Source organism: Luteimonas changyuni (assembly GCF_039548395.1).
Lineage (GTDB): Bacteria > Pseudomonadota > Gammaproteobacteria > Xanthomonadales > Xanthomonadaceae > Luteimonas.
Map to the genome: position 1 here is coordinate 1 of NZ_JBCLUZ010000047.1, position 17,836 is coordinate 17,836.

At 70.7% G+C, this 17,836-nt stretch carries 18 protein-coding genes and 4 tRNA genes; 15 read left to right on the forward strand and 7 right to left on the reverse strand.

The window, feature by feature from the left end; genetic code table 11:
- Positions 1-429 precede the first annotated feature (429 nt).
- Complete coding sequence (locus WCD84_RS13740; protein WP_343281738.1) at positions 430-1,764, forward strand: M20/M25/M40 family metallo-hydrolase; 1,335 nt, start codon at positions 430-432, stop codon at positions 1,762-1,764.
- Between the two features lie 51 nt (positions 1,765-1,815).
- On the opposite strand, the gene WCD84_RS13745 is transcribed toward WCD84_RS13740, so the two are convergent.
- The 3 genes from WCD84_RS13745 to wrbA form a co-directional block, all read right to left on the reverse strand.
- Entirely contained in the window at positions 1,816-2,301 is a 486-nt protein-coding gene (locus WCD84_RS13745) for an asparaginase domain-containing protein (protein WP_343255943.1), read from the reverse strand.
- A gap of 68 nt (positions 2,302-2,369) precedes the next feature.
- Entirely contained in the window at positions 2,370-2,765 is a 396-nt protein-coding gene (locus tag WCD84_RS13750; protein ID WP_343255942.1) for a DUF2069 domain-containing protein, read from the reverse strand.
- On the reverse strand, positions 2,765-3,355 hold the full coding sequence (gene wrbA / locus WCD84_RS13755; RefSeq protein WP_343255941.1) for an NAD(P)H:quinone oxidoreductase: 591 nt from the start codon (positions 3,353-3,355) through the stop codon (positions 2,765-2,767). The genes WCD84_RS13750 and wrbA overlap by 1 nt, the downstream gene beginning before the upstream one ends.
- 82 nt (positions 3,356-3,437) lie before the next feature.
- Here wrbA and WCD84_RS13760 point away from each other — a divergent pair, with 82 nt between their 5' ends.
- Together WCD84_RS13760 and WCD84_RS13765 are read left to right on the forward strand one after the other, a co-directional pair.
- Complete coding sequence (locus WCD84_RS13760) at positions 3,438-4,706, forward strand: YihY family inner membrane protein (protein WP_343255940.1); 1,269 nt, start codon at positions 3,438-3,440, stop codon at positions 4,704-4,706.
- A 5-nt stretch (positions 4,707-4,711) separates the two neighbouring features.
- A complete protein-coding gene (locus WCD84_RS13765; RefSeq protein WP_343255939.1) occupies positions 4,712-5,287 on the forward strand; it encodes a TlpA family protein disulfide reductase in 576 nt (191 codons plus the stop codon).
- Between the two features lie 188 nt (positions 5,288-5,475).
- Here the strand turns inward: WCD84_RS13765 and ppk2 are convergent, their stop codons facing one another.
- The 4 genes from ppk2 to hemA are packed head-to-tail and all read right to left on the reverse strand — an operon-like array spanning position 5,476 to position 10,393.
- The gene (ppk2, locus tag WCD84_RS13770; protein WP_343281739.1) at positions 5,476-6,264 is read right to left on the reverse strand and encodes a polyphosphate kinase 2; all 789 of its coding nucleotides are present in this window, start codon (positions 6,262-6,264) and stop codon (positions 5,476-5,478) included.
- Complete coding sequence (locus tag WCD84_RS13775; RefSeq protein WP_343279919.1) at positions 6,261-7,994, reverse strand: O-linked N-acetylglucosamine transferase, SPINDLY family protein; 1,734 nt, start codon at positions 7,992-7,994, stop codon at positions 6,261-6,263. Before WCD84_RS13775 ends, ppk2 begins: the two co-directional genes overlap by 4 nt.
- 16 nt (positions 7,995-8,010) lie before the next feature.
- Entirely contained in the window at positions 8,011-9,099 is a 1,089-nt protein-coding gene (gene prfA / locus WCD84_RS13780) for a peptide chain release factor 1 (protein ID WP_343281740.1), read from the reverse strand.
- Positions 9,077-10,393 (reverse strand): glutamyl-tRNA reductase, encoded by a 1,317-nt coding sequence (gene hemA, locus WCD84_RS13785; protein WP_343281741.1) that lies wholly within the window; start codon positions 10,391-10,393, stop codon positions 9,077-9,079. Before hemA ends, prfA begins: the two co-directional genes overlap by 23 nt.
- 30 nt (positions 10,394-10,423) lie before the next feature.
- Between hemA and WCD84_RS13790 the strand changes: the two genes are divergently transcribed.
- The 12 genes from WCD84_RS13790 to WCD84_RS13845 all read left to right on the forward strand — a co-directional run.
- Complete coding sequence (locus WCD84_RS13790) at positions 10,424-12,169, forward strand: tetratricopeptide repeat protein (protein ID WP_449280128.1); 1,746 nt, start codon at positions 10,424-10,426, stop codon at positions 12,167-12,169.
- Positions 12,166-12,816 (forward strand): lipoprotein insertase outer membrane protein LolB, encoded by a 651-nt coding sequence (gene lolB / locus WCD84_RS13795; RefSeq protein WP_343281743.1) that lies wholly within the window; start codon positions 12,166-12,168, stop codon positions 12,814-12,816. The genes WCD84_RS13790 and lolB overlap by 4 nt, the downstream gene beginning before the upstream one ends.
- A complete protein-coding gene (ispE, locus tag WCD84_RS13800; RefSeq protein WP_343281744.1) occupies positions 12,813-13,712 on the forward strand; it encodes a 4-(cytidine 5'-diphospho)-2-C-methyl-D-erythritol kinase in 900 nt (299 codons plus the stop codon). Before lolB ends, ispE begins: the two co-directional genes overlap by 4 nt.
- A tRNA-Gln gene (locus WCD84_RS13805) sits at positions 13,675-13,751 on the forward strand. The genes ispE and WCD84_RS13805 overlap by 38 nt, the downstream gene beginning before the upstream one ends.
- 40 nt (positions 13,752-13,791) lie before the next feature.
- Positions 13,792-14,754: a ribose-phosphate diphosphokinase gene (locus tag WCD84_RS13810; RefSeq protein ID WP_343255931.1), complete on the forward strand. Its 963-nt coding sequence runs from the start codon at positions 13,792-13,794 to the stop codon at positions 14,752-14,754.
- 100 nt (positions 14,755-14,854) lie between these two features.
- Positions 14,855-15,511 (forward strand): 50S ribosomal protein L25/general stress protein Ctc, encoded by a 657-nt coding sequence (locus WCD84_RS13815; protein ID WP_343281745.1) that lies wholly within the window; start codon positions 14,855-14,857, stop codon positions 15,509-15,511.
- A gap of 51 nt (positions 15,512-15,562) precedes the next feature.
- Positions 15,563-16,144: an aminoacyl-tRNA hydrolase gene (gene pth / locus WCD84_RS13820; protein WP_343281746.1), complete on the forward strand. Its 582-nt coding sequence runs from the start codon at positions 15,563-15,565 to the stop codon at positions 16,142-16,144.
- Positions 16,145-16,151: 7 nt separating this feature from the next.
- Entirely contained in the window at positions 16,152-17,243 is a 1,092-nt protein-coding gene (gene ychF / locus WCD84_RS13825; protein WP_343279928.1) for a redox-regulated ATPase YchF, read from the forward strand.
- Positions 17,244-17,363: 120 nt separating this feature from the next.
- A tRNA-Tyr gene (locus WCD84_RS13830) sits at positions 17,364-17,449 on the forward strand.
- Between the two features lie 13 nt (positions 17,450-17,462).
- Positions 17,463-17,536: transfer RNA gene (locus WCD84_RS13835), tRNA-Gly, on the forward strand.
- Between the two features lie 43 nt (positions 17,537-17,579).
- Positions 17,580-17,655: transfer RNA gene (locus WCD84_RS13840), tRNA-Thr, on the forward strand.
- Positions 17,656-17,715: 60 nt separating this feature from the next.
- Positions 17,716-17,836: GTP-binding protein (locus WCD84_RS13845; RefSeq protein WP_049419246.1), on the forward strand; the 121-nt coding region annotated here is incomplete at its 3' end.

Consider the following 17,836-nt stretch of genomic DNA (forward strand, 5'->3'; position numbering starts at 1 on the left):
GGTGTGCGGAGAGCCGGCCATGGATGGCCGGCGCCCGGCCGCTGGGAGCAGGACGCGGAGACGGCCGGCGCAGCACACCCCCTGTGCGCGGGACGGGCAGCGCGGGCTACAACGGAGAAATGCACGGGACGGGCAGCGCGGACCACAACGGAGAAATGCACGGGACGGACAGCGCGGGCTACAACGGAGAAATGCGCCGGACGGGCAGCGCAGACAAGAACGGAGCAGCTGCAGACGTAACAACGCGCTCCAACTGTCACGTCAGCACCCCCGGAGCCTCGACAAGAACCAGCCACTCTGCCGGGTCGGCCGTACGTCTCTCCCTCAATCGGGAGAAGAGCCCTTTTTTCCGCCGCCACTGCCGGCGGCCGCGAGCGCAGCGCTCGACGTGCAATGATCGCGGCCACGGAAACGGGCCGGGGAAGGACCATGAAGACGGGGATTCTGGCAAAGGCGATCGCGATCGCCGGCATGCTGCTTGCGGGCAGCGCCGCGCTGGCGCACGAGCATGGAGCGTCGGCCTTCGATCCGATGACGCCGGTGCACGTGGTTGCCGAGCGCGGCACCTTCGAGGCCGCGCTGCGCGACTTCAGCGGGCAGGTCGCCGCGCGGCGCGATGCCCTGGGGCGGCCGCTGGTGTTGGCTACGCTGCGCGAGCACCAGGTCGCCGACCTGAGCCGGCACGTGCACGAGGTCGAGCGCCGCTGCGGCGGCTTCTTCGCGTTCGCGACGCGTGCCGAAGCCGAGGCCTTCGTGGCGTCGGACACCGCGTTGCGCGGCCTCCGGGCGACGCTGCCGGATTACACGATCGACCAGCAGCGCATGGTCGAAGGCTGGCTGCCGCAGGTGTCGGAGCCGGCGATCAGGGCCACCATCCAGCACCTGTCCACGGTCTGGCCCAACCGCTACTACGCCAGCGCGCACGGCCATGCCGCCCCGCTGTGGATCCGCGACCAATGGCTGGCGCTGGCCGCCGGCCGCAGCGATGTCAGCGCCGAGCTGTTCACCGGCTGCAACAACTGCGCGGGCCAGCCTTCGGTCATCCTCACCATCCAGGGCACCGACCTCGCCGACGAGATCGTGGTCCTGGGCGGCCACCTGGACTCGATTTCCTACGTCGGCTCGGGCAACGGCATGGATGCGCCGGGCGCCGACGACGACGCCTCGGGAATCGCCACCCTCACCGAAGTGCTGCGCATCGCCATGGCCGAGGGCTACCGGCCCCGGCGCACGGTGATGTTCATGGGCTACTCGGCGGAGGAGGTCGGGCTGCGCGGTTCGCGTGCCATTGCGCAGCGCTTCGCGACCGAGGGTCGCAACGTGGTCGGCGTGCTGCAGATGGACATGACGAATTACCGCGCACCCGGCTCGACCAGCGACATCCGGGTCATGACGGACAACTCGCACCCGCAGCTGGTGCAGTTCCTCAAAGACCTGTTCGACGTCTACCTCGCGCCGCTGGGCCATACCCGCAGCGACTCGAGCTGCGGCTATGCCTGCTCCGACCACGCGTCATGGATGCAGGCCGGGTTCCCCGCGGCGATGTATGACGAGGGACCGTTCTTCCCGCTCCTGCACACGCCGGACGACACCCTCGAGAACCTCGGTGGCGATGCCGTGCACGCCACCATCATCGCCCGCCTGGGCCTGGCCTTCATGGGCGAGCTGGGCAAGCAGACGCGGGTGCGGCGGACGCCGCAGCCGCCGGCCCGGCCGCCTTCTGACGGACCGCCGCGCACCCGGCCCATGCCGCCGCGACCCTGATCTGAGGCTGCGTGCTGCCGGTGCCGCGACAGGTCGGACCGTAGTGCCGGGTCAGGCGGCCTCGAAACGGTTGGCGGCGACGTTCTTGCGCACGGTGAGCGGGTCCCAGATGCGCCCGTTCATGGCGATGTAGACGCCGGCCGGCAGCGATTGCACGGCGCCGACGGCGGTGCCGATGTTGAACTCCGCGTCCGAGCCGCGGAAGCGCGCCGGGTTGAGCGCGCCGGTGAGGACGATGGTCCTGTCCTCGAGCGCGGACAGCGCCTTCGCGGTCTCGACCATGGTGTCGGTGCCGTGGGTGACCAGGACGTGGCGCGCCTGCTGCGCTGCGATGGTGGCGCGCAGCAGCTCGCGGTCGGCGTCGTCGATGTGCAGCGAGTCCTTGCGGATGATCGGGATCACCCGGAAGCGGAACGCCACGCCAAGCTCTTCGAGGATCCGCCCGATCTGCGGCTCGCCGACCTGGAAATCCGACTTGTCGTCGAAATAGACCTTGTCGATCGTGCCGCCGGTGGTGACGATCAGCAGTTCTTCCATCGCGTGTTCCTCAAAGGCATGCGGCCGTGGCTGGCGCAGTGCGCCGGCCGACCGGCGGGCTGCGCATTCTAGTCGTTCGCGTCGGGCCGCCCGCTACCGGAGGCTTCGGCTGCTGTTCCTTTCCCCCGGCCCGGCCCGCCGAAGCGCGCGCGCAGCCCGGGCCAGTTCGCGGCAAACACGATGCCGAGTGCAAGCAGCACTTCGCCCAGCGCCCAGGCGCGGTCGACGGGCCGCTCCCAGGCCAGCATGACGCCGTGGCAGAACCAGCCCAGCGCCAGCACCCCGGCCCAGAACGGGGCCGTGCGCCGGCGTGCCAGCACGCCGATGCCGAGCAGCAGGGGCGGCAGCGTGAACACCGCGAGCGCCTGCAGATAGCGTGCGTCGTCCGCGAACCAGGCGGCAAACAGCGCAGCCAGGGCCAGCAGCAAGGCCGAAAGGGCCACCCGAGACAGCGGCAAGGCCATCAGGAAAGCCTCGCCGCGAGACTGGCGATCCGCCGCCCCAGCGCACGTGCCAGTCGCGCCTCTTCGTCGCTGGGCGTCGGATCGTTGTCGCCGCCGGCGACGTGGCTGGCGCCGTAGGGCGTGCCACCGGTGCGCGTCGCGGACAGCCCCGGCTCGGTGAACGGAATACCCGCGATCACGCAGCCGTGGTGCAGCAGCGGCAGCATCATCGTGAGCAGGGTGGACTCCTGGCCGCCGTGCATGGTGGCGGTCGAGGTGAACACCGCCGCGGGCTTGCCGACCAGGGTGCCGCTGGCCCACTCGCTGCCGAGGCCGTCGATGAAATGCTTCATCGGCGCGGCCATGTTGCCGAAGCGGGTGGGGCTGCCGAGCAGCAGCCCGGCGCACTCGTCGAGATCGCGGGTTTCGACATAGGGTGCGCCGTCCTCGGGCACCGGCGCGGTCGCGACCACGGTGACCGGGGCCACCGGCGGCACGGTGCGCAGGCGCGCGGACATGCCCTCGACCTCGCCGATGCCGCGCGCCACCTGGCGTGCGAGCGCGGCCACCGAGCCGCCGCGGCTGTAGTACAGGACCAGGATCTCGGCCATGGGTTCTCCTCCGGGGCCGGCAAGCATAGCCGCAGGCGGGCGCGCGGCGCCGCTTGCCGCGCGATCGGTTAACCTCGCGGCGATGGAGCCACTGGATTCGCTCAACCGCTGGGGCGAGCGCCTGCGCGACCGCGCGCGCGCCACGACCTTCGCCCGTTTCCTCTGGCGGCGGTTCCTCGACGATCGCCTGTTCGAGGCCGCCGGCGCGCTGTCGTTCACCACCACCTTCGCCCTGGTGCCGCTGTCGATGGTGGTGTTCGGCGTGCTGTCGGCGTTCCCGGTGTTCGAGGAATGGCGCGACCTGCTGACCGGCTTCATCTTCGCCAACTTCGTACCCAGCTCGGCCGAGGGCATCCGAGATTGGCTGCTGTCGTTCTCCGGCAACACCGGCAAGCTCACCGCCGTGGGCGTGATCGCACTGGTGGTCTCGGTGCTGGTGACGCTGTTCGGGATCGAGTCCGCCTTCAACCGGATCTGGCGCGTGCACTCCGCGCGGCCGAAGTTCTCCCGCTTCCTGGTGTACTGGACGGTGCTGACCCTGGGCGCGCTGGTGGCCGCGGCCAGCCTGTCGGTGCTTGGCCGGATCTTCGCGCTTGAGGTGTTCAGCACCGGCGCCGGGCAATGGCTGCAGGCCACCCTGCTGGGCGCCGCGCCGGTGGTCATCGAACTGCTGGCGTTTGCCATGATCTATCGCGTGGTGCCGCACCGCACCGTGCAGTGGCGGCACGCCTTCGCCGGCGCGGTGGTGGCGGTGCTGCTGCTCGAGGCCGGCCGTCGCCTGATCGGCATCTACCTTGGCAGCTTCAACGGTTACCAGAACATCTATGGCGCGGTGGCCTTCGTGCCGATCTTCCTGCTGTGGCTGTACTTCGGCTGGGTGAGCGTGCTGCTGGGCGCCTCGTTCGCGTCGTCGGTCTCGGCGTTCCGCTACCAGCCGGCGCACATGCGCTTGCCGCAGGGCTACGAGATCTACGCCATGCTGCGCCTGCTCGCCCGCCTGCGCGAGGCGCGCGCGGAGGGCAGGGGGCTGCACAGCGACGAGATCCTCGACTGCGAGCCGGTGCTCACCGACGCGCTGGTGCAGGAGACGCTCGGACAGCTGGAATCGATCCGCGTGGTGCGCCGGGCGGAAGGCGGCGAATGGCTGCTGGCCCGCGACCTCGACGACCTCAGCCTGGCCGAACTGTACGAAGCCGGCCAGCTGCGCATCCCGATCGCCGAGGCGCACCTGCCGGGTGCCGATGACGCCCGCGGCGCCGCGGTGATCGCCACCATCGACCAGCTGCGGCTGCCGCTGCGCGACCTGCTCCGTCGCCGCGTCGGCGACTGCCTCGACCAACCGCCCGGATGACCGACATGCCACTGCGCCTCGCCCTTGCCGCCTGCCTCGCCCTTGCACTCCTTGTCGCCTGCCAGCGCGACGATGCGCGGGGACACGACGACGCGGACGCTGCGCCCGGGCTCACGGCTGAAGGGACGGACCCGGTCCCGGATGCCGGCGGCGCCGAATATCCGTCCCTGGTCGTGACCACTCTCGACGGCGACAGCTACGATCTTGCCGACCGCCGCGGCCGCTGGGTTGTGGTGAACTTCTGGGCGACCTGGTGCGCGCCCTGCATCAAGGAAATGCCCGAGCTGTCCGCGCTTGACGCCATGCACGAGCACATCGAGGTCATCGGCCTGGCCTACGAGGACACCGACCCGGAGACCCTGCGCGCGTTCCTGCAGAAGCGTCCGGTTGTGTATCCGGTGGCGATCATCGACACCTATGACCCGCCGCGTGACTTCCCGACTCCGCGCGGCCTGCCGCTCACCTGCCTGGTGGCGCCGGACGGGCGCATGGTGAAGACCTTCCTCGGCCCGGTGACGGCCGCGGACCTGGAACAGGCGATCGAAGCCGCCGGCGGCCCGGCACCCGGCCAGGGCAGCTGACCCGCGTTTCCCTCCGGCCCGCACCCTCTCTCCCGACCCCGCACTCTCCCTGTAGGAGCAGCTATAGCTGCGATCGATTTCCGGGGCTGCCTGGTTGCAACCGTCGTTCTCCGACAGGGACCGGTCGCAGCTATAGCTGCTCCTACAGGAGCTGCTCCTACAGGGGTAGCCAGTCGTCCGCAGGGTCTTCAGTCGTCGTCGATGGCGTAGGGCGGGATCGGTTCCAGCATGCCGTAGCGCTCTTCGAGCGGCTGCTGCGGCAGCGGCGGGAACTCGGGGTGGACCTCGGGCACGGTCACGTCGGGCAGGCGGTCGAGCAGGTTGCGGATCAGGGCCAGCCGCCCCGACTTCTGGTGGTTGTAGTCGACCAGGCTCCATGGCGCGTGCGGGGTGTGCGTGGCGACCAGCATCGCTTCACGGGCCCGGGTGTAGTCGTCGTAGCGCAGCCGCGCCTCGAGATCGATGGGTGACAGCTTCCAGGCCTTGAGCGGATCCTCGCGGCGTTCGGCGAAGCGCTCCTCCTGCTCCTCCTGGTCGCAGCACAGCCAGTACTTGAAGAGCCGGATGCCGTCGTCGACGAGCAGCTTCTCGAATACCGGCGCCTGCAGCAGGAAGGCGTCGACCTGGTCCTTGCTGGCGAAGCCCATCACCTGTTCGACGCCGGCACGGTTGTACCAGCTGCGGTCGAACAGCACGATCTCGCCGGCGCTCGGCAGGTGCGGGACGTAGCGCTGGAAGTACCACTCTCCCTGCTCGCGTTCGCTCGGCTTGGGCAGCGCGACCACGCGGTACTGGCGAGTGTCCAGGTGCTCGGTGATGGCCCTGACCGTGCCCCCCTTGCCCGCGGTGTCGCGACCCTCGAGCAGGACCACGATGCGCTCGCCGTGATGGCGCGCCCAGCGTGCCATCGCGACGAGCTCGAGCTGCAGCGCCTTGATCTCGCGCTTGTAATCCTTGCCACGGAATTCACGGGTCACGAAGACGCCTCCTGCAGTTGGATGGGGGCCGGCATCAGGCCGCTGCGGTGGCGGTCGGCCATGGCCCTGGCCATGGCTGCGAAGTCGCGCGCGAAGCCGGGCATGTCGAACAGTCCCGACGAGGCGCGAAGCTGCTGCAGGCGGAGGCGGACATCGTGGAGCCGGGCCGGGTCACTGCCCAGTGCGATGGCGAGCTCGACGAAGGCGCGGTCGTCGGCCACGTTGAGTTCACCAAGACCGAGGTGGTGGTTGAGGCTGCCGGCCACGCGCGCGGCGAAGGTGCGCCCGGGGCGCGTCAGCACCGGGCAGCCGGCCCAGAGCGCGTCGGAGGCGGTGGTGTGGGCGTTGTAGGGATTGCTGTCGAGGAAGAGGTCGGCGAGCTGCAGCCGCGCCAGGTAGGCCGCGTGGGGCTGCTTGGCCATGAAGACCAGGCGCGCCGGGTCGACGCCAGCCGAGGTCGCGGCGGCGCGCAGGCGCTCGTCGCCACCTCCGGGACCGGAGAGCAGCCACAGCGTGCTGCCGGGTACGCCGCGCAGTACGGCCATCGCACGCATGAAGCTGGCCGGATTGGTCTTGTAACTGTTGTTGAAGCAGCAGAACACCACGCCGGTGTCCGGGAGCCCGCATTCGGCGCGCGCAGGCGGCGCTGCCGGTGCGCGACGCGTATCGGAGGGCTGGAAGCAGCGCGGCAGCCGCGCGACGGCTTCGGAAAACCCCGCCTCGAGGGCCTGCGGCAGCACGAAGCCGTCGGCCAGCACGTAGTCGATCCAGGGCGCGCCCGACGTGCCGGGGTAGGCCAGCCAGTTGACCTGCACGGGTGCGGGCCGCATCGCGAGCACCGCGGGGGTGCCGCCGCCGCCCCAGCCGCGCAGGTCGTGGAGGACGTCGATGCCGGTCTCGCGGATGCGCATGGCCACCGCCGCGTGCGGGTGGGCGGACACGTCATGCAGCGTGGTGGCGGCTTCGAGTCGCTGGCGGACCAGGCTGCCGTCGCCGGCATTGAGCGCGAACAGATGGACCTCGAGTCCGGGCTCGGTGCGCAGCGCTTCCAGGAAGGCGACCGTGAGCAGGCCGGTGGGGTGGGCGCCGAAGCCGTTGGACAGCAGGCCGATGCGCAGCGGACCGTCGCCGGCGGGCCCGCGTGGCGGCAGCGGGCGGACCGCGCGCGCGACGCCGATGGCGTTGAGGCGCGCGCAGCGGAGCTGCTCCAGGGCGTCGCCGTCTTCGCTGAGGAAAGCGAACGGCTCCACCGCCGCCTCGCCCTGGGCCACCGCAGCGCGCACCTGGGCCGACAGCGCGTCCAGACCGCGCCAGTCGCAGAGCCGCCTGCGCCAGGCAAGGAGATAGGCCGCGATCTGTGCCGAGCCTGGCGCAAGGGCATGGGCGCGGGCATAGGCGTCTGCCGCGGCTTCGGCCTCGCCGATATCTTCGAGCACATGGCCCAGCCACAGCGCGATGCCGGGGTGGCGGGGAGCCGCGCGGGCGGCCTGGCCGAGGCTGTCCGCGGCCGCGCGGTGCTGGCCGCGCAGCCACTGCGCGCGGCCCAGGCGTGCAAGCGCTTCGGGATGCCCTGGTGCCAGCGCCAGCGCGCGCCGGGCGGCGGCCTCGCCGCTGGCGCCATCGCCGGCGTCCAGTTCGGCGTCGGCCAGCACGACCCAGGCGATGGGATTGCCGGGAGCGGCCGCCACTGCGCGTCGCGCTTCGTCGCGGGGGTCCCGCATCGCGTTCATGCGGGAACCCCGGGGTTCACGAGGCCTGCTCCGACAGGCGCGCCAGTTCGTCCACCTGGTGCTCGCGGGTGAGGCGGTCCACCAGCGCATCGAGCGCGCCATCCATCACGTTGGGCAGGTCGTAGAGGGTCAGGCCCTCGACGCGGTGGTCGGTGATCCGGCCCTGTGGGTAGCTGTAGGTGCGGATGCGCTGGCTGCGGTCGCCGCTGCCGACCTGCAGCTTGCGGCTGGCGGCAGTGGCGGCGGCGCGGCGCTCCGCCTCGGCCTCGGCCAGCATCGCGCGCAGGCGCTTCATCGCCTTGTCGCGGTTGGCGTGCTGCGAGCGCTCGGTCTGCGACTCCACCACCACGCCGGAGGGCAGGTGGGTGATGCGGATCGCGGAGTCGGTCTTGTTGACGTGCTGGCCGCCGGCGCCCGACGAGCGGAAGGTGTCGACGCGCAGGTCGGCGGGGTTGATCTCGATCGGCTCGCCGTCTTCCTCGACCGGGATGATCGCGACCGTCGCCGCCGAGGTGTGGATGCGGCCCTGGGACTCGGTTTCCGGCACCCGCTGCACGCGATGGGTCCCTGATTCGAATTTCAGGCGCGCGTACGCGCCGGCGCCTTCGACGCGGGCCACGACCTCGCGGAAGCCGCCGTGCTCGCCGCTGCTGGCGGATTCGATCTCGACCCGCCACCCCTGGCGTTCGGCATAGCGGGTGTACATGCGCAGCAGGTCGCCGGCGAAGATCGCGGCCTCGTCGCCGCCGGTGCCGGCGCGGACTTCGAGGTAGATGCCACCGTCGTCGCGAATGTCGCGCGGCACCAGCAGCGCCATCAGCACGTCGTCGAGTTCGGCCAGGCGCCCGGTCGCCGCCTCGACTTCGTCTTCGGCCAGCTCGCGCAGCTCCGGATCGCTGCGCATCGCCTCGGCGGCCTCGAGGTCGGCGCGCGCGCGGCCTTCGTCGGCGAGCGCGGCAGCGAGCGGGTCGAGGCCGGCGAACTCGCGCGACAGGGCGCGGAATTTCGACTGGTCGGCAGCGACCGAGGGCTCGGCGAGCAGCCGCTCGAGTTCGTCGCGACGTTCGGCCAGGGCCTCGAGCTTACGGCGCAGGGTCGGCAGCATCGTCGTTGCCGGTGCTGGCGGTGGGCCCGGTTCCCGCAGGGGCCGGCGGGAGCATGCGTTCGACCGCGTCGAGCATGGCGGTATCGCCGGCAGCGGCGGCCTCGCGCAGCGCTGCTGTCGGCGGGTGCAGCAGGCGGTTGGTGAGCGTATGCGCGAGGAATTCCAGCGTCGCCTCCGGTGACTGGCCGGCGGCCAGCTGCTGGCGCGCGCGCTCCAGGACCTCGGCGCGTGCCGCTTCGCCGTGGGCCCGCAGGCGGCGGATCGGACCGCTGCGCGAGCCGGTGGCCTGCATCTGCGCGTAGCTCGCCACCTGCAGGTCGATGATCGATTCAGCGGCGTCGGCGGCCTCGCGGCGGTTGCGGCGGTTGTCCTCGACCGCGCGCTCGAGGTCGTCGACGGTATACAGGTAGACATCGCGCAGGCCGCCGACATCCGGATCGATGTCGCGCGGTACGGCAAGATCGAGCAGCAGCATCGGGCGATGGCGCCGCGCGAGCATGGCCGACTCCACGGCGGCGCGGTCGATGACCGGTTCGCGGCTGGCCGTGGCGGAAAACACGATGTCGGCGAGGTGCAGGTGGTGTTCGAGCTCTTCCATCGGCAGGGCGACGCCGCCGTGCCGATGCGCCAGCTCCTCGGCGTGGCGATAGGTGCGGTTGGCCACCATCAGTCGCTTGACCCTGGCCGCGGCCAGGTGGCGCGCAGCGAGTTCGATGGTTTCGCCGGCGCCGACCAGCAGGACGGCCGAATCCTCCGGCCGGGCGAAGCTGTCCTGCGCCAGGCGCACCGCCATCGACGCCATCGAGACCGGACTGGTGCCGATGCGGGTCTCGGTGCGCGCGCGCTTGGCAGTGACGAAGGCGTGCTGGAACAGGCGGTCTAGCTGGCCACCCAGCGTGCCCGCGCCGCGCGCCATGGACCAGGCCTGTTTCACCTGGCCCAGGATCTGCGGCTCGCCCAGCACCATCGAGTCAAGGCCCGTGGCGACGCGGAACAGATGGCGCGCGGCGTCGGCGTCGGCGTGCCGGTACAGATAGGCCTCCAGCGAACCGGCATCGCCCATCGGATCCTCGGGGTGGGTGGCCAGCCAGTTCACCAGCGCGCGGCCGTCATCGTCGGCCACGGCATAGAGTTCGGTGCGATTGCAGGTCGACAGCAGCGCGACCTCGCGCACGCCGGGCAGGGCGCGCAGGTCCGCCAGCGCGTGGCGCAGCCGATCGTCGGCAAAGGCCACCCGTTCGCGCAGTTCGACGGGCGCGGTCTGGTGGTTGAGGCCGATGGCGACAAGGCTCATTCGTTCAGGTGCTTGCGATAAAGTGCCGGCATGACATTGCGACATTTTACGGTGCCTGCGCCTCGCGCGTCCCGCGGCCTCCGGAAAGGGCGTTCCGCGCCCATCCGGGCGCTGGCCGTGCTGCTGGCCGCGGCCCTGTGCACGGCGGCAGCGGCGGCAGCGGCGAACGCCAGCGATGGCGCCGTCGAAGCGCCCCTGCGCGAGGTCATGGCGGCCGAGTTCGCGGTCTCCGCCGGGCGCCTGGATGAAGCAGTGGCGTGGTACCTCAAGGCTGCGCGGGCCGCGCCCCGGGATGCCGCACTGGCCTCCCGGGCCACCCGCTACGCCTTGATGGGGCACGACGACCGGGCGCTCGGCGAAGCGCTGGCGCTGTGGCGCGAGCGGGCCCCGGAGTCGCTCGGCATGCAGGGCGCGGGTGCCACCCTGGCCCTGCGCACCGGCAAGGCGCGGGCCGCAAGGCGCGGGCTCGAAGCGATGTTGCGCGAAGGCGGCGCCCGCGGCTGGCTGGCCGCCTTCGGAGTGATCGGCACCGGCAGCCGCGACCCTGCGCTGTCCGCGCGGGTGCTCGGGCAGCTGTTCGATCGTGGCGCCCTGCCCACCGAGCCGATGCCGCTGTCGGCGGCGGGGCAGCTTGCGCTTGGCCTGGGCGACGACGACCTGTTCGGTCGCATCGACGCCGTGGCGCGCGAGCTGCATCCAGACGACCCCGCCATGGGCCTGCTGCGGGTCCAGTACCTGCACCGCACCGGTCATGGCGACGATGCCCGCGCGGTGCTGGATGCGCTGGCCGCCGGGGACGCCCTGGTGGCGCCGCGGATCCGTGCGCGCGTGGCGCTGGCCTATGCCGGGCTTGGCGACCCCGCGGCGGGCGCGGCCCTGCTTGCCGTCGCCCCCGGTGGGGATGACGACCTCGGCCAGGTGGCGCTGCGCGCGTCGCTGCTGGCCGACGCCGACGACAAGGTCGCGCTGGCCGCGCTCTACGACGACCTGGCCAAGGGTGCCGAGGTGCCCAATCCGGCGCGGCGGCTGCTGTTGGCCCAGGTCGCGGAATTCCTCGAACGGCCGGGCGAGGCCCTGGACTGGTATCGCAGCGTCCCCGGTGGCGAGCAGCGCGCCACCGCGCGCCTGCGCGCCACCAAGATGCTGCACGATCTCGAGCGCGGCGAAGAGGCCTACGCAGCGCTGCACGCCCTGCAGCAGGATGCGGACGCCGATGACCAGCTGCGCCGCGATGCCTACCTGATGGAGTCGGAGCTGCGCCGCGAGGACGGCAGCGCCGCCGCCGAGCTGGATGCCCTGGCACGCGGCCTGGCCGCGTTTCCCGACGAATCCGCGCTGCTGTACTCGCGCGCGCTGATGTGGGAGCGCCGCGACGACATTGCCCGCGCCGAGGCCGATCTGCGCCGCATCCTGGTGGCCGAGCCCGACAACACCGCCGCCCTGAACGCGCTGGGCTATACCCTGGCCGACCGTACCGACCGCTACCGCGAAGCGCTGGAGCTCATCGAGCGCGCGCGGGTGGCGGAACCCGCCAACGCCGCGATCATCGACAGCTATGGCTGGGTGCTGCACCGGCTGGGCCGCAACGAGGAGGCGCTGGTCGAACTGCGTCGCGCCTTCGTGCTCGAGAAGGACGCCGAGATCGCCGCGCACGTCGGCACCGTGCTGTGGCAGCTGGGTCGTCGGGACGAGGCCATGGAATGGTTCGAGGATGCCCGCGGCATCGATCCCGACAATCGTTCGTTGCAGCGCGCGCTGGAGGACGTCGGCGCATGACGTATCCGCGGATCCTGTTCGGGCTGGCCTGCGCCGGCGCGCTTGCCGCCTGCGCCACGCGGCCGCTGCCGCCAGCGGCGCTGCCGGCGCTTGACGCGGCCGCGTTGCAGCGTGCGGAAACCATCCAGGCCGGGCGCGCGCAGGCGCTCGCCGCGATGCCGGCCTGGCAGCTCGCCGGGCGCGCGGCCATCACCCGCGGCGCCAGGGGCGGCAGCGGACGCATCGAGTGGCGCCAGGACGGCGTGGCCATCGAGATCGCGCTGGCGGCACCGGTGACCCGGCAAAGCTGGCGCTTGTCCGTGGACGCGGGCGGTGCACGGCTGGAGGGCATGGAGGGTGGCACGCGCACCGGTCCGGATGGCCAGCAACTGCTGCTCGAAGCCACCGGCCTCGACGTGCCCGTGGGCGCACTCGGCGCATGGCTGCGCGGCCTGCCGGCCGACGAAGCCGAACATGGTCCCGCGCGCATGGACTTCGGCGCCGACCTGCTGCCCGCGCGCCTGGAGCAGGCGGGCTGGACCATCGAGTTCCGCAGGTGGTCGGACGCCGGCGGCGGGCATCCGGCGCTGCCGCTGCGCATCGATGCCGGCCGTGGCGACGCCGGCGTGCGCCTGGTCGTCGACGACTGGGGCGAGGCCGGGCCATGACCGCGCCCGGCTGGTCTGCGTGGCCGGCGCCGGCCAAGCTCAATCTTTTCCTGCACCTCACCGGGCGTCGTGCCGACGGCTATCACGAGCTGCAGACGGTGTTCCGGCTCCTCGACTGGGGCGATACCGTGCACCTGCGCCCGCGCACGGACGGCCGCATCGTTCGCCACGGCGCGGATCTCCGGGCCGTGCCGGAAGCGCTGGACCTCAGTCTGCGCGCGGCGAAACTCCTGCAAAAATCGTTCAACGTCGCCCAAGGCGCGGATATCCGCGTTCAAAAGAGGATTCCTGCCGGGGCCGGGCTTGGCGGCGGATCGTCCGATGCGGCCACCGTCCTGTGCGCGCTGGGCGCGATCTGGGGCGTGGATGCCGACCGCGAGGCGCTGGCGCTGCTGGCTGCCCGCCTTGGAGCCGACGTGCCGGTGTTCGTCCACGGTCGCAGTGCCTGGGCCGAAGGCGTCGGGGAAGTGCTGGCGCCCATGGAGCTGCCGCCGGCCTGGTACGTGGTCGCCGACCCGGGTGTCCACGTCGCCACCGCGACCCTGTTCCAAGCCCCTGAATTGACGAGGGATGCCCCGCCCGCGACAATGTCCGACTTCGCTTCGGGTGCTCTGCTCGGCAATGTGTTCGAGCCGGTGCTGCGTGCCCTGGAACCTGCCGTCGAGGCCGCGTTCCAGGTGCTTTCGCGCATCGGTCCGCCACGCTTGACCGGGACGGGCAGCGGCTGCTTCGTCGAGTTCGCCACGCGCGGGCACGCCGAAACCGCGCTCGCCGCGCTGCCTGCCGGGTTTCGTGCCCGGGTGGTGGCCGGCGTGTCGCGCTCGCCGCTGCTGGATGCACTTGCGGCCTGGTCACCGCAGGGGCGTCGCCAAGTGGCCCAAGGCACCGGGTTTTGATCCCGGCATTCGCAGGTTCGAATCCTGCCGCCCCTGCCAATCACATCGTTGCTTGCAGCACCTCCAGCGGAGTAGTCCCGTGAAGAAAGAAGATGGCAACCTGCTGATCTTCTCCGGCAATGCCAATCGCCCGCTCGCCCAGGCCGTGTGCCGGGAGCTCGGCGTGCGTCCCGGCAAGGCGCTGGTGTCCACGTTCTCCGACGGCGAGGTCCAGGTCGAGATCGAGGAGAACGTGCGCCGCCAGGACGTGTTCGTGGTGCAGTCCACCTGCGCCCCGACCGCCGAGAACCTGATGGAGGTGCTGGCGCTGATCGATGCGCTCAAGCGTGCCTCGGCAAGCAGCGTCACCGCGGTGGTGCCGTACTTCGGCTACGCCCGCCAGGACCGCCGCATGCGCTCCTCGCGGGTGCCGATCACGGCCAAGCTGGCTGCGCGGATGTTCACCGCGGCCGGGGCGGACGGCCTCCTGACCGTCGACCTGCACGCCGACCAGATCCAGGGTTTCTTCGACATCCCGCTGGACAACGTCTACGCCTCGCCGCTGCTGCTGGCCGACATCTGGCGCGCGCACGGCACCGACAACATGGTGGTGGTCAGCCCGGACGTGGGTGGCGTGGTGCGTGCGCGCGCAATCGCCAAGCGCCTGGACGATGCCGACCTCGCGATCATCGACAAGCGCCGTCCGAAGGCCAACGTGGCCACGGTGATGAACATCATCGGCGACGTGTCCGGCAAGACCTGCGTGCTGGTGGATGACATCGTCGACACCGCCGGCACCCTGTGCGCCGCCGCCGCGGCGCTGAAGGCGGAAGGGGCCACCAAGGTCGTCGCCTACTGCACCCATCCCGTGCTGTCGGGTGCCGCGATCGACAACGTGATGCGCTCCCAGCTCGATGAGCTGGTGGTGACTGATACCATTCCCCTTTCCGACGCGGCCCGCGCCTGTGGCCGCATCCGCCAGCTCAGCGTTGCCGAGCTCCTGGCCGAAACCATCCGCCGCATCGCCTTCGGCGAATCGGTGAGTTCGCTGTACGTGGACTGACGGCCCGGCCGCATCCGACCCGTTTCAACAGGCTCCCCTGGTCGCGGGGGAGTCACCATCCGCCGCGAGGCGATCAATCCAGAGCAAGTGAGCAAAACTGATGAACGAGAACAAGATCACGGCCTCCAGCCGCAGTGACGAAGGTAAGGGTGCGAGCCGCCGCCTGCGTCATGCCGGCAAGGTCCCCGCCATCGTCTACGGTGGCGAAGCCGCCCCCAAGAGCATCCAGCTCGACCAGGAAAAGACCTGGGTCGCCAGCCAGCACGAATGGTTCTATTCGTCGATCCTCGACCTCGAGGTCGACGGCAAGATCGAGCGCGTGCTCCTGCGCGACATGCAGCGCCACCCGTACCGCCAGCTGATCATGCACCTGGACTTCCAGCGCGTGAACGAGAACGAGGTCATCCGCGTCAGCGTGCCGCTGCACCTGGTGAACGCCGAGACCTCGCCGGCCGGCAAGTCCGCGGGCGTGGTCCTGACCCAGGAGCTCAACGAGGTCGAAGTCATCTGCCTGCCCGGCAAGCTGCCTGAGTCGATCGAGGTCGACCTGGCCAACATGCAGATGGGCGACACCGTGCACCTGTCCGACCTCGTGCTGCCGGAAGGCGTCGAGCTCGTGGCGAAGATCGACGACGAGCACAACCCCGCCGTTGCCGTGGCCCGCCACGCGCGCGTCGAGGCCGAACCCGAGGCCGACGAAGCCGCCGCCGATGGCGCCGAGGTCCCTGCCGCCAAGCAGGACGCCGAGGAGAAGTAAGGCGTACCGCGCCGGCGCCGCCATCCGCGGGCGCCGGCCGGCGTCGACCCGATGGACGGTCTTCGACTCATCGTCGGGCTGGGCAACCCCGGCACCGAGCACGCACGGACCCGGCACAATGCCGGGTTCCGTTTTGTCGACGCCCTGGCCGAACGCGAGGGCGAGCGCTTCAGGGTCGACGGCAAGCTGTACGGCGAGACGGCCAAGGTCCGGATCGCGGGCCACGAGGCCTGGCTGCTCAAGCCGGCCACCTTCATGAACCTCAGCGGCAAGTCGGTGCTCGCCGCGCTGCAGTTCTGGAAAATCGAGCCGGAACAGGCGCTGCTGGTCCACGACGAGCTGGACCTTCCGCCGGGCACCGCCAGGCTCAAGTTCGACGGTGGGCACGGCGGCCAGAACGGACTGCGCGACACCATGCGCCTGCTCGGCCACGGCCGGTTCCACCGCCTGCGCGTCGGTATCGGCCACCCCGGGCACAAGGACCGCGTCACCGGCTGGGTGCTGGGGCGCCCGTCGCCCGACGACGACATTCTCATCGGACGCGCCATCGACGACGCGTTCGACGTGCTGCCGCTGGCCATGGCCGGCGATTTCAACGAAGCCATGAAGCGGCTGCACACCAACAGGACCTGACAGAACAATGGGCATCACATGCGGCATCGTCGGCCTGCCGAACGTCGGCAAGTCGACCCTCTTCAACGCATTGACCAGGGCGGGCATCGCCGCGGCCAACTTCCCCTTCTGCACGATCGAGCCCAACGTCGGCGTGGTGCCGGTGCCGGATCCGCGCCTGAACGCGCTGGCGGAGATCATCAACCCGCAGAAGGTGATCCCGACCGCGGTCGAGTTCGTCGACATCGCCGGCCTGGTGGCCGGTGCGGCGAGCGGCGAGGGCCTGGGCAACAAGTTCCTGGCCCACATCCGCGAGGTCGACGCGATCTGCCACGTGGTGCGCTGCTTCGAGAACGACGACGTGATCCACGTCAACAACAAGGTCGACCCGATCGCCGACATCGAGACCATCGACACCGAGTTGGCGCTGGCCGACCTGGAGTCGGTCGACAAGGCCCTGCAGCGCGCCGAGCGCTCGGCCAAGACCGGTGACAAGGACGCAAAGGCCCGGGTGGAAGTGCTGGCGCGGGTGCGTGCCGGCCTCGATGACGGCAAGCCGGCGCGGGCGCTGGGCCTGTCGGAGGACGACCGTGCCACGGTGCGCGACCTGTTCCTGCTGACCCTGAAGCCGGTGATGTATGTCGCCAACGTGCTTGAGGACGGGTTCGAGGGCAATCCGCACCTGGACCTCGTCCGCGCCCGGGCGGCAGGCGAGGGCGCCGAGGTGGTGCCGGTCTCGGCCGCCATCGAGGAGGAACTCAGCGAACTCGACGACGCCGACCGCGATGTCTTCCTGGCCGACCTGGGCCTGGAGGAGCCGGGCCTGAACCGGGTCATCCGCGCGGCTTACAGCCTGCTGGGGCTGCAGACCTATTTCACCGCCGGCGTGAAGGAGGTCCGCGCGTGGACGGTCAAGGCCGGTTCCACCGCGCCGCAGGCCGCCGGGGTGATCCACACCGACTTCGAGAAGGGCTTCATCCGCGCCGAGACCATCGGCTACGACGACTTCCTGCGCTACCGCGGCGAATCCGGTGCGCGCGAGGCCGGGCGGCTGCGCCTTGAAGGCAAGGAGTACCGGGTGCAGGAAGGCGATGTCCTGCATTTCCGCTTCAACGTCTGAGCCGGCGGGCGCCGGCGCGGCGTCGCGGTGCCGCAGGCGGCGCGGAAATATGCCGCAGGCGTTGACAGCCTCGATCCGGCGCGTCAAAATCGCGGGCTGATTTCAAAGGTTCCATGTGCTGGAGGGATACCCAAGCGGCCAACGGGGGCAGACTGTAAATCTGCTGGCTTACGCCTTCGGTGGTTCGAATCCACCTCCCTCCACCAGTTTCATCCCGGCGCGGGAGTAGTTCAACGGTAGAACCTCAGCCTTCCAAGCTGATGGTGCGGGTTCGATTCCCGTCTCCCGCTCCACCGCGGGGTATCATTGGAACCGCGGCGCCAGGGTACAACTCACGCTCACGTAGCTCAGTCGGTAGAGCACCTCCTTGGTAAGGAGGAGGTCACTGGTTCGATTCCAGTCGTGAGCACCATCTTCGTCCCGCAGCGGAAAGCGCGGGCCTCCATCCAACAGTTCAACGAGATACGCAATCATGGCCAAGGGTAAGTTCGAGCGCACCAAGCCCCACGTGAACGTGGGCACGATCGGTCACGTGGACCACGGCAAGACGACGCTGACGGCGGCGCTGACGAAGATCGGCGCGGAACGTTTCG

Coding starts and splice junctions, on each gene's coding strand:
- WCD84_RS13745 (WP_343255943.1), bottom strand. CDS start 2,301: ATGGAAGAACTGCTGATCGTCACCACCGGCGGCACGATCGACAAGGTC.
- prfA (WP_343281740.1), bottom strand. CDS start 9,099: ATGCTGCCGACCCTGCGCCGTAAGCTCGAGGCCCTGGCCGAACGTCGC.
- WCD84_RS13790 (WP_449280128.1), top strand. CDS start 10,424: ATGACATTGCGACATTTTACGGTGCCTGCGCCTCGCGCGTCCCGCGGC.
- WCD84_RS13760 (WP_343255940.1), top strand. CDS start 3,438: ATGGAGCCACTGGATTCGCTCAACCGCTGGGGCGAGCGCCTGCGCGAC.
- hemA (WP_343281741.1), bottom strand. CDS start 10,393: ATGAGCCTTGTCGCCATCGGCCTCAACCACCAGACCGCGCCCGTCGAA.
- ychF (WP_343279928.1), top strand. CDS start 16,152: ATGGGCATCACATGCGGCATCGTCGGCCTGCCGAACGTCGGCAAGTCG.
- WCD84_RS13815 (WP_343281745.1), top strand. CDS start 14,855: ATGAACGAGAACAAGATCACGGCCTCCAGCCGCAGTGACGAAGGTAAG.
- ispE (WP_343281744.1), top strand. CDS start 12,813: ATGACCGCGCCCGGCTGGTCTGCGTGGCCGGCGCCGGCCAAGCTCAAT.
- WCD84_RS13740 (WP_343281738.1), top strand. CDS start 430: ATGAAGACGGGGATTCTGGCAAAGGCGATCGCGATCGCCGGCATGCTG.
- WCD84_RS13750 (WP_343255942.1), bottom strand. CDS start 2,765: ATGGCCTTGCCGCTGTCTCGGGTGGCCCTTTCGGCCTTGCTGCTGGCC.
- pth (WP_343281746.1), top strand. CDS start 15,563: ATGGACGGTCTTCGACTCATCGTCGGGCTGGGCAACCCCGGCACCGAG.
- WCD84_RS13765 (WP_343255939.1), top strand. CDS start 4,712: ATGCCACTGCGCCTCGCCCTTGCCGCCTGCCTCGCCCTTGCACTCCTT.
- lolB (WP_343281743.1), top strand. CDS start 12,166: ATGACGTATCCGCGGATCCTGTTCGGGCTGGCCTGCGCCGGCGCGCTT.
- WCD84_RS13775 (WP_343279919.1), bottom strand. CDS start 7,994: ATGAACGCGATGCGGGACCCCCGCGACGAAGCGCGACGCGCAGTGGCG.
- wrbA (WP_343255941.1), bottom strand. CDS start 3,355: ATGGCCGAGATCCTGGTCCTGTACTACAGCCGCGGCGGCTCGGTGGCC.